We start from the raw sequence: 10,831 nt of genomic DNA, 5'->3' as shown, positions 1-10,831 counted from the left end.
CCCGCACAGCTCGTGCTTCGTTTCATTGTCAGAGCCGCTCTTTATTCAGGCTCCTAGAGTCATTTGGTGGCACAAATGGTTCCCTACTCAAGTGGGAACAGCTCTTTAAAGCGACTTCGTGTCGCACAGGGTGTAAGTCCCCTGCACGTGAACCCTGCCCGCGTAGTGATACGTTAGCAGAAGTACTAGCCGAAGGCAAGGGCGGAATCATGACCTCTCTGCCGACAGGCAGGGAAACCGGCTGAAGGCCGCCAAGTCGGAAAAATCGAGACGTTCATTGGTTTATAAGTTTCTGTTTTTCGATCCGCGAATATTAATTAGGTCTACCAACTCTTCGCCTCGTTTTGCCGATTGGCCCCTTGATCTCTTCTACTGGTCAAATGAGCGGCTTATTATGCTTTTATCCACTGTTCAAGCCGGTCGAGATCTTCGCGACTTTTACTAATCATCTCTGAGAAACAACCGACACAATATGTTCTGCAACCCATTGACCCTGGGATAGCCACCTGGACACATTTAGTCCCCTGGGATAATTCCATTTCACAGCGCCTGCAACGTCTTTTTCTCTTGGCAACAACCAACTTGGGCGCGCCCGCACCACCACCTACCAAGGACGGAATCCTCCCTCTCTTAGCCATCATCGCTGATCCTCTTCTTGATACGCTTAGTTAATATATTGAGTACCTCGTCCAAGCAATCTATGCCCCGAACGAAGTCTTCAGTCTTCAGCATCCCTCGTTGACCAGTTTTTACACCCAGAATCTTATCGACTTCACGATTGACCATCTGCACGGCAGCAACAAAGTTGTTTCCTGTCACACCCGGAGCATACTTGTACGCGAGTTCTCTGCCACCATAGTCAAACCCAAGACGATTGAGCAAGACTTTGGCAGCCCGGTTAGCCTCTTCCTTTAATCTTTTCCGAGCTTCTTTTCTTTCTAACTGGGGTTGTACAGGGAACGGACTAGTGGCCTTCACACGGCGAACCTTTTCTGCTTGACGATTTTTCAGCGCTTCGACAACCTGTTCAGAATCAAATCCGAGAGATTCAGCATGCGCTTTCAGTTCTTCCAGAAGAGCCTCATCGTCCGTGTGAATGAAATCTTCCTCGAGGAATTCTGATACCACCTCTCTCTGAACGACCATATCAGGTGTTAACTTAAATCTCGTCTTACCTTCTATGACTTCTCTTGCAGGTTCAGGTTCCTTACCAGCGATTAAATCCTCAAAAAACGCCTTGTCTTCCCTTTCCATATCGCGAAAATCAGCCAACTGTTTATCGAGATTTAAGCCGATATGGGTAACAACATAACCATAGTTATCAGGATGCCGGGGATCGTTTTGCACTACAACCCTCATTATCCTCCCAATGAATTGGACATATGGAGACAAGGTCCTAAAGGGCCGAAATATGGCGGCAACGCTCAAGTGGGGATGGTCAAATCCTTCTCCGAGCATCTGAACCTGGATTATGCAGTCAATAAGGCCTGACCTCAGCTTCTGTACTGCCTCTTTCCGCTTATCTTCCGACATATCGCTGTGTATCTCAGCAGCTTCGTATCCCCGCTTAGCATATAATGACCGTATTGCCTTGGCGTGAGCAACAGAACAAGCCACAGCGATTAGTTGATGGTGGGTACCAGACTGTCTCAGTTTCTCAAGCCGATCCAGGCTCGCGTCTACTATATGCCGGTTGCATTCAGGCGCCAATGCTACGCCCTTGCTGAACCAATCTTCCTCTTTAAGCTCCAATACTTCTTCTAACGTGTGATGCCTTTGGTCGCCCTGGTAGGTGAAATAGAGTTCTTCGGGAGCCACGTAAATTGCTTGAAGCTTCTTGATATAACCTTTTAGCATAGCCCGTTTGAATGAATATCTATAGATAGGTTCACCTTCGATATCCTTCTTGTCACTTCTGAATGGCGTTGCTGTGAGATTTACAACCTTTGCCTTGGGAAATCTTTCAAAAACCTTCTTCCAGCTAGGTGCTGCACTGTGGTGACCTTCGTCGACAAGAATCAAATCGAAGGAATTGTCCGAGAAGGCAGGTAGCCACCTATCTGCACTGCTTGCGAGTTGCTGAATATTTGTTACTACGATATGCGATCGGTCGCAGTCATGGATGTTCGCGTCTTTCCCGTCAAGAACCGCCACGTATGGACCAGCCGACATTGCTTCAGGACTCAAGACGTTACATTTGTTCCAGAAACAATATCTCTTGTTAGCGATATCGAGATTCTTCTTAAGTTCATCTCTTATCGTAAGGTTTGGAGCTATCACCAATACACGCCCTTTGGCAATGCCAAAAGGCAGAATTGCTATAAGACCAGACTTCCCGCAGCCCACGGGCAATTGCATGATTGCGTGAAGTCCGCCACCCGAAAAGAAATCATGGGCTGCTGTATGACCTTCCCTCTGAGGGTCTCTCAGGGCCGCATTACTCTCAATAAGTGCTTCTGAACTCATAAAAAATTCGTTCAACGGTCTATTTACCCGCACCCAGGCATCCAGGTCTTTTTGGCTAAATCGCCACATCTTACCTATTCTATTGCCCGGAATCCGGCCTTGCTGAGCCAATGAATATAAGTTGCTGGCGCTTATTCCTAGGTATTTAGCCGCCTTTTCTGTATTCAGCCATTCGGACATCTTTAATCATCCCTCCCAGATTTTTGCTGAGTCTTAACATAATTGCTATTTGGTGTCAATTGTTATTTTTTAATATCAAATAATAGTAGGTTGCGCAGAACATTCTGGCCTCAGGCTGCTACACGTTCACTCACCCCCTGCCCAAACAAACATTTATCAAGGGTTATCCCGCAAGCCCAGAGACTTTCGGGGAAAAGCGGCGCAAAGCCAGATGGATGCGGGGCTGCAGATAAAGGAGCTGGCGGCGTTAATCGGGGTAACGGAGGATACGGTGATTAACTGGGAAGTAAGGAACATCAGGCCGACAGACAGGAACCTGGAGAAAGCGGTTGCGTTTATTGAGAAACCAGCGTGACCCGGGGCAAATTTTTGGGGCCGCTGCCCGGAAGAGGAAGTGGCGGCCCTTTTTCGCGAAAGTCCACTTTATATATCGGACGGGTTCCGCAAGACTTGAATGCCCGAGATCATAAAAATTACAGGGGTTAAAAGCTTGACATCGTAAGCCTGCAATCCCTGGCTAGTTCAACCTGTGCGCAAATACTGCTTATTTATTCTATCCCTGAAACAATCTCACGAGAGAAAAATTTTTCCTCATTTTGGAAAAACTTTTCCCACAGAAGAGAAAAACTTTTCCACTTTTTGCTTGACAGCAGGTCAAACTAAAATTATTATCGGCTTGTTTCTATGAGGCTAGCATATGATATTGATTTTTAAAAAACAGAACTACGGACTGAAAGGGTAATCGCTAGCCTGCAACAAGGACTTGGAAGGTTAAGGATATTAAATTATTCTTAGATCCCTTAACACTGAGAGGCCTTTATTACTCAAGCCATCGTCGATGGTTTTGCATTTGCTTCAAATGCATTAAGTCGAGACAAGCCATGTCATCGCTAGACTTTCCTATCCATGCTGTATTCATTGGGGCAAACTTAAGCATAGCAGCCGTCGGATTGCTAAAAGATGCCATCCCACACTTTCGAAAGTTCTGGCTTGTCTCATTTATCATCGCTGTGATATTTTCCGCACTCTTATCCATTTTTTCATCTAATTGGTTTCTTGCCAAGAATAATCCTAATAGTGGCATCATCGTTGCATATTTAGCTATTGGACTCCTAATAGCGGCATACGGTGAGGCACTATTGCTGTGTTGTCTTTGTGATTTCACAAGACCACGGGAGGAAGTAGAAACTCCAAAATTCGTTGATTCGCACTTTAAATAATATTAAAAAAATACCGTAAAGTATTAAATATTTTTATACTAAGAGCCGAAAAGATAAATAACATGCATAAAGATTACAACCTGCCTGGGTTTCGAAAGAAAAGCCTGTTATTCGAAAAGGTTTCCTATATTCTGGAAGGGCTGGAGGAAACTCTTAGGTACGGCCGTCTTTTCGGTAACGCAAAAAAAATCTATATATATGCTGGAGAGCTTTATCCTCCATTCTATACGGACAAGTCCTTCCTCGAAAATTTTGCCAGATCGGTCAGACAGGGAGCGGACGTCAAAGTCGCCTTCGGGCCGGCCTTATATGTCGAAACAGATGGTTTATTGAAGCTGGCTTTAAAAAACGACAATGTTAAATTGTACAGGCGCAAGGAAAGAGACCCTGCACATTTCAGGCTTATCGAAGACGCGGATGGCGCCCAGTTTCTGTTCGTTGATAAGCCCCATGAAATCGCCTCCGGCAAACGGCAAACTGCCCTCCTTGTAAAGGGCTATGACACGGAGATGAAAAGGTTCGAGGGGAAATTCATATCCGAGATCGATAAAGCACAATTAGCTGAGAAAGAATCGCTCCTGCAGGCGTTGAAAGAAGACAGAAAAGAGGAGGACGGAAAGTATCGCGGATTCATAACCCTTTCTGAGGGAGAGATCGGGCTTGCCACGGACGAACAGATACAGGAACTCAGGATAACTCTAGCAGATTGCTAATAGGACATATGATGCGTCTCTTTGCCTGCTGCGCAAAAGCCCAGCAGGCTTTTTATTTTCTAAACATGTATAGACACCCATACATCGGGGAAATCAACGCTCATTGGTTTATAAGTTTCTGTTTTTTGATAAGCGAATATTAATTAAGTTTAGCCAGCTCTTCGCCTCGTTTTACCGATTGGCCCCTTGATCTCTTCTACCGGTCAGATCGCTCTGCGATCCAAACTGCGGTACTGGATGGCCTCGGAGATATGGGCAGATTTGACGGACGCCTCCCCTTCAATATCTGCAATAGTGCGGGCAATCTTTAATATGCGGCTGTAGGCCCGGGCGCTCAAGCCCAACTTGTTGACCGCTACCTCCAGAAGCTTGTGTGATTCGGCGTCAATAGCGCAAAACTTCTTGATAAGGCGGGTATTCATCTGGGCATTGCAGTGGATGGGCTTGCCTTCAAACCGTTCCTTTTGCCTCCGGCGGGCCAGATCAACCCTCTTTCTTATCTCTTCTGACGACTCGCCGGGATGGATAGAGGCCAGGTCTTTGTAGTTTAGGGCGGGCACTTCTACGTGGATGTCTATGCGGTCGAGAAGCGGGCCGGAAATCTTTGAGCGATATTTTTGTATATAAAGATGCGTACAACTGCACGTGTGCTTGGCGCTCCCGTAATAACCGCACGGGCAGGGATTCATGGCCGCTACCAGCATAAACCGGGCCGGATAGGTAAGGGACATGGAGGCCCGCGCGATCGTAACCCGCCCATCCTCTAATGGCTGCCGCAACACCTCCAGGACGTTCTTTCTGAATTCCGGCAGTTCATCCAGAAAAAGCACGCCATTGTGGGCCAGACTAACCTCTCCGGGTTTGGGAATCTGACCGCCCCCGATCAGACCGGCATCAGAGATGGTATGATGCGGCTGACGGAAAGGGCGGACGGCAATGAGGGCGCTTCCCTGGGGCATCAGCCCCATGACACTAAAGACCTTGGTCGTCTCCAGGGCCTCCTCAAAGCTCATGGCCGGCAATATAGTCGGCAGGCGCTGCGCCAGCATGGTCTTGCCTGAGCCCGGGGGGCCGATCATCAACAGATTATGGCCCCCGGCCGCGGCAATCTCCAGGGCCCTTTTTACGTGTTCCTGCCCCTTGACCTCATTAAAATCCATATCGCTTTTACCGGCGGTGCAAAAGAGGGCATCCGTATCCACATCCACCGGGGTCGGACTGCTTTTCCCATTGAGTAACTCCACTGCCTCGGAAAGCCATTCTACCGGCAATACCTCGATGCCCTTTACGACCGCTCCTTCCAGGGCATTTTCTTTGGGCACTACGATGCCGGACAGCCCGGCGGCACGCGCGGCCATAGCCATGGGCAGGACCCCTTTAGTCGCTTTTATACGGCCATCGAGCGAAAGTTCGCCGGATAACATATAATGGTGGAGATTATCTTTGTTTATGGTTCCGGTGGCGGCCAGAATACCAACCGCTATGGGCAGGTCATATCCTGTGCCTTCCTTCTTTATATCCGCCGGGGCCAGATTAACCGTGACGCGATGGGTGGGAAACTCATAGCCTGAGTTCTTGATAGCGGATTTGACCCGGTCTTTGCTTTCTTTTACTGCGCCCTCGGGTAAGCCGACGGTGGAGAAAGCCGGCAGCCCGAAGGCAATATCCACTTCCACTTCGACTACATAAGCCTCAACACCCAGAACGGCGCTGCTCAGGATCTTTGCCAGCATGGAAGACTCTCCTGTTTTATGTTCACCTCGTATTTATCGGCGATGAGGGGTGAGAACTTAACGGAAGCACATATAATTTTGAAGGAACCCCCGGTAGTTCTGAGCGAAACTTGCTGGAGCAGCGGGGTACCCATCGAGAGCGAGCAGGAAGGGGAAAACCAGCCCTTTAGTGGCTGGAAGGGGTCAGCATTCCCCACCTGCGAGCCTAGAAAGGGTCGCTGCGTAAGCCGTGAAGCGAAGAAACCAGGGGTTACCTAAAAACTCAGGAACCTTCCATTATGATCTGCTGTAGGTGGAGATTATCTCCATAATCAGTTGAACGGTCCGGACCATGTCTTCGAGATGAATATATTCGTTTGTGGTGTGGACAGACTGCATGCCCGTGCCCAGTATTACGGCGGCGATGCCATGGGCGTTAAAGATGTTGGCATCACTCCCGCCGCCGCTTTTTTCCGGCGTGAGCCGGCGTCCCAAGGCCTTCCCCGCCTCCTGTGCCAGGACAACAGCGGGGTGGCTGTCGCCAACCGCCATTAACGGATATTCCTGCGTTACATCCAGGCGCAATGCGGGAAGGTCGCCATCTATCTTGTTCTTCTCTTTATAGGCTGAGACCGCCCCCTCAAGACATCCTCTTATGTGTTCGGTGTGATCGGCCAGTTTCCGCCGGTCGTGGCTGCGTACCTCACCTTCCAGATCTATATAGTCCGGTATAATATTACGGGCCGTCCCCCCGCGTACCAACCCGATATTGGCGGTAGTCTCATGGTCAATACGGCCCAACCGCATGGCGGCCAGGGCCTCACCGGCAATCTGTATGGCGTTTATGCCTTTTTCAGGTTCGAGGCCGGCATGGGCGGCCAATCCCTGTACCTTGATGCAAAGGCTGTTGGCCTCCGGGGCCCCGCTTATGATGCGGGTAGTGGAGCTGGTATCCAGGGCATAACCCATCCGGGCCTGGAGCAGATTGTAATCAAGGGACTTAGCCCCGAAAAGCCCTATCTCTTCACAGACCGTAAAGACAAACTCCAGCGGACAATGGGCTATCCCCCCCTCCTGTAAAAGCCTTATTGCCTCAATCAAAATAGCTATGCCGGACTTATCATCCGCGCCCAGGATGGTCTGTCCATCGCTTTTAAATGTCCCATTCTCCTGGATTACTTTTACGCCCCGCCCCGGTTCCACCGTATCCAGATGGGCATTGAACATAAGAGGCGGGAGGTCTCTCCGTGTGCCCGGTATGCGGACGATCAGATTACCGCTTTCGCTGCCGATGAGCGTTCCGACCCCGTCTTCTATTACCCCGGCGTCCAGGGATTCAAATGTCTTTCGTACATATTGTGCGATAGCGCCTTCCTGCCTCGAAGGGCTGTCAATCTGCACCAGGCGCAGAAACTCCCCGGCTAGTCGCTGTCTGTTTATCATCTTCCTGACCCTTCCGTTTAACAATAACTTCCACTTCTTCTATGCCTCTGGCCTCGGCCTTCCGTATAATAAATTGTAAATGCCTGTAAGAAAAAATATGGCCTTGTTTAGGGATTAACCCCAATTCTTTTAAGATAAAACCGGCTATGGTTTCATAGTCGCCTTCCGGGATTCCCAGATGTAGCTGCTCATTGGCCTGGCTTACCTCCATACGCCCTTTGATCAAATAATGGTTTGGGCCCAACCTGGTAAAGGGGGCGGCCTCCTTGTCAAACTCATCCGCTATTTCCCCCATTACCTCTTCGAGAATATCTTCTACGGTGACCATGCCTATGGTGCCGCCATACTCATCGACCACTATGGCTATAGTTTTGCCTTCTTTTTGTAAGTCAAGCAGCAATTCATCTACCGGTTTGGTCTCCGGTACATAGTAGGGTTTGTACATAAAACTGCTGACCGGCAGGCTTTCATCTGCCACGCCGATTAAATCAAAGGCGTTTAATATCCCGACTATATTATCGATACGCCTGCGGTAAACAGGCAGTCGCCCGTAACCCTTTTCCCGGAATTTCCGGACGGCATCGGCCACAGGCGCGCCCTCCGGCAAGGCCGAGACCTTAACCAGCGGAATCATCACCCGGCTCACGTCTGTCTCCATGAATGAAAACATCTTTCGTATGAGCCGCTTCTCGGCCTTGTCCAGCTCAATCTCGTCTTCATCCATACGAAGGGTCAGTTTCAGCTCTTCGCGCGTGACAAAAGGCTGCTCCCTTCTTTCCGATATATTTGTCAACAAATGAGAAAAACGGGCAAAGATCCAGACCAGGGGATAAAGAATATAAGATGCGGCCGTAATGCCGTAGGCGGCCTTCGGGGCGAGCTGTTGTGCTTTTTGCTGGAATATGGTCTTTGGGATAATCTCTCCAAAAATGAGGACGAAAGGCGGCATGAGCAAGACAGCCAACCATTCACTCCCATATCTCCACTGCTCTACCATCCAGGCCGTCGTCAGGACGGTATTGGCGGCCATGGCCAGATTGGTCCCAAGAAGCGTAGTGGAGAATAGCCAGGTCGGCCTTCCCAGGAGTCTCAAGGCCGCGGTTGCCCCTTTATGACCGTCAGAGGCCATTTGTTGCATTTTCTTCCGGTCAGCGGCTACCAGGGCTATCTCTGAACCGGAGAAAAGTGCCTCCAGAAATAACAAGCCGATAAACCAGGAGAGCGGATAAACCATATCACTTACGGTCATAGGTCATGGAAAGCTGCCTTGCCTTCCCTCTCCACCTTCAGTTGTAAGATACGGGTCCCTTTTATTTTGGTTACGGTAAAGTGGAGGTCATTATAGGCGGCGCTGTTTCCCTCCTTGGGCAATTCGCCAAAAAGGTTGAGCACGAATCCACCAATGGTTTCCACCTCATCCGAAGGGATATGCGCGCCGGTTATCTCGTTGAAATCTTCTATAAGCATCCTGGGAGAGACCAAATAAACGCCTTTCCCTTTCTCTTCAAAAGCCATCCTTTTCTGGTCATATTCATCATATATTTCTCCAAAAAGTTCTTCCAGAATATCTTCCATGGTTACCAGTCCGGCTAAATCTCCGTATTCGTCCACCACCATGGCCAGATGGATGCGGCGCTTCTGAAACTCTTGAAAAAGATCCTCAACGTTTTTTGTCTCCGGGACGTAATAGACCGGCTTAAGGCGGGAACTCAAGTCAGCTACTGTGCCTCCGGCGTATTTTAACTTTATGCCCACAAGATCTTTAACGTGAAGGATCCCGACCGGCTTGTTGATCTCATGCTCATATACGGGCACCCGTGAGAACCCTCGCGTTTTGATTTTCTCTACAGCGCGAGAGAGGTCGGCATCAAGAGGCACGGCAAATATATACGGACGGGGGGTCATGATAGCCGCTACTTTTGTATCGCCGAATTCCATCGCCCTTCTTATAAAATCCCTCTCCAGGCGCTCAATAATCCCGGCGCGGTGTCCGTGTTCGACCAGACGTAGAAAGTCTTTTTCCAGTATAAACTTTGTCCTTTTCCCCCTGGGTAATCCGGCTACTCTAAGAAGAACATCTACTGTGGACTGCGCAAGCCATCGCACCGGAGCAACCCATTTTACAAACAAAGACATCGGCCTTGCCGCGAAGGAGGCTATAGATACCGGGTGGGATATAGCCAGTACCTTGGGGGAAATATCACACAATATGATTATAACGCCGGTCATGATGACTATGGCTACCCAACGCCCGGACGCACCAAAATGTTTGACGGCAAGAGGGGTAGCCAGGGCAGAGGCGACCACATTACACATATCGTTGCCGATGATAATAGATATCAGGAGACGCCGCGGCCGGGCCAACAGACCGTCTATCAGGCTGTACTTTGGGTGACCTTCCTCCCGGAGACGAATCAAACGCCATCGCCCCAGGGAAAAAAGAGCTGTTTCTGAGCCGGAAAAGAAGGTGGAACAAAGAAGACAGAAGATGATTATTGGTATATAAATGGACGGTGAAGGGTCCAAATGTCTTTCCCTATTTCTTACTTTGCCTGCCGGATTTCGTCTTTATAAGGGCTAATTCCAGGATTTCATCAACGTTCTTAACCGGATAAAAGGTGATGCGGCGGCGGATTCGATCCGGTATTTCCTCTAAATCTTTAGTGTTTTGCTCCGGTATGATAACCTTTTTTATACCGGCCCGAAGCGCTGCCAGGGCCTTTTCTCTCAACCCCCCGATCGGTAAGACCCTGCCCCGCAACGTTATTTCTCCTGTCATAGCCACTTCCCTGCTCACCGGCGCCCTTGTTAAGGCGGAAACAAGGGCAGTAGCCATAGTAACGCCGGCTGACGGGCCGTCTTTAGGAATAGCGCCGGCCGGGACATGTATATGGATATCCAGCTCTTCGTAAAATTTCTTATCAAGCTTAAGCTTATCCGCACGGGACCGGGTATAGCTGAGAGCGGCCAGCGCCGACTCTTTCATTACCTCCCCAAGCTGTCCGGTGAGATTGAGATTCCCTTTTCCTTTCATGGTGGTGACTTCGATATGGAGGACTTCTCCGCCCTCCTGGGTCCAGGCCAGGCCGGTTGCCAG

General features: G+C 49.5%; 9 protein-coding genes. 2 read left to right on the top strand and 7 right to left on the bottom strand.

The features are described from left to right. Window positions 1–630: 630 nt before the first annotated feature. On the bottom strand, window positions 631–2,646 hold the full coding sequence (locus PHT49_12200) for a DEAD/DEAH box helicase family protein (GenBank protein MDD5452646.1): 2,016 nt from the start codon (window positions 2,644–2,646) through the stop codon (window positions 631–633). 211 nt (window positions 2,647–2,857) lie between these two features. Between PHT49_12200 and PHT49_12195 the strand changes: the two genes are divergently transcribed. Continuing rightward, window positions 2,858–3,001, top strand: a complete 144-nt coding sequence (locus tag PHT49_12195; protein MDD5452645.1) for a helix-turn-helix transcriptional regulator — start codon at window positions 2,858–2,860, stop codon at window positions 2,999–3,001. A gap of 465 nt (window positions 3,002–3,466) precedes the next feature. On the opposite strand, the gene PHT49_12190 is transcribed toward PHT49_12195, so the two are convergent. After that, window positions 3,467–3,811, bottom strand: a complete 345-nt coding sequence (locus PHT49_12190) for a hypothetical protein (GenBank protein MDD5452644.1) — start codon at window positions 3,809–3,811, stop codon at window positions 3,467–3,469. A gap of 117 nt (window positions 3,812–3,928) precedes the next feature. Here PHT49_12190 and PHT49_12185 point away from each other — a divergent pair, with 117 nt between their 5' ends. Then, complete coding sequence (locus tag PHT49_12185) at window positions 3,929–4,579, top strand: hypothetical protein (GenBank protein ID MDD5452643.1); 651 nt, start codon at window positions 3,929–3,931, stop codon at window positions 4,577–4,579. A 203-nt stretch (window positions 4,580–4,782) separates the two neighbouring features. Here the strand turns inward: PHT49_12185 and PHT49_12180 are convergent, their stop codons facing one another. The 5 genes from PHT49_12180 to PHT49_12160 all read right to left on the bottom strand — a co-directional run. Next, window positions 4,783–6,312 (bottom strand): YifB family Mg chelatase-like AAA ATPase, encoded by a 1,530-nt coding sequence (locus PHT49_12180; GenBank protein MDD5452642.1) that lies wholly within the window; start codon window positions 6,310–6,312, stop codon window positions 4,783–4,785. Window positions 6,313–6,588: 276 nt separating this feature from the next. Further along, window positions 6,589–7,734 carry a M20/M25/M40 family metallo-hydrolase gene (locus PHT49_12175; protein MDD5452641.1) on the bottom strand — a complete coding sequence of 382 codons (1,146 nt, stop codon included), beginning with the start codon at window positions 7,732–7,734 and terminating at the stop codon, window positions 6,589–6,591. Next, complete coding sequence (locus PHT49_12170; GenBank protein MDD5452640.1) at window positions 7,682–8,983, bottom strand: hemolysin family protein; 1,302 nt, start codon at window positions 8,981–8,983, stop codon at window positions 7,682–7,684. Before PHT49_12170 ends, PHT49_12175 begins: the two co-directional genes overlap by 53 nt. Beyond that, window positions 8,980–10,260 carry a hemolysin family protein gene (locus PHT49_12165; protein MDD5452639.1) on the bottom strand — a complete coding sequence of 427 codons (1,281 nt, stop codon included), beginning with the start codon at window positions 10,258–10,260 and terminating at the stop codon, window positions 8,980–8,982. The genes PHT49_12170 and PHT49_12165 overlap by 4 nt, the downstream gene beginning before the upstream one ends. A gap of 10 nt (window positions 10,261–10,270) precedes the next feature. Next, window positions 10,271–10,831 (bottom strand): magnesium chelatase domain-containing protein (locus tag PHT49_12160; protein MDD5452638.1); only part of this gene is annotated, 561 nt, incomplete at its 5' end.

This window comes from Desulfovibrionales bacterium (genome assembly GCA_028715605.1).
Lineage (GTDB): Bacteria > Desulfobacterota > QYQD01 > QYQD01 > QYQD01 > QYQD01.
The sequence above is the reverse complement of the archived record's forward strand: the minus strand, read 5'-3'. Positions and strand labels throughout refer to the sequence as shown.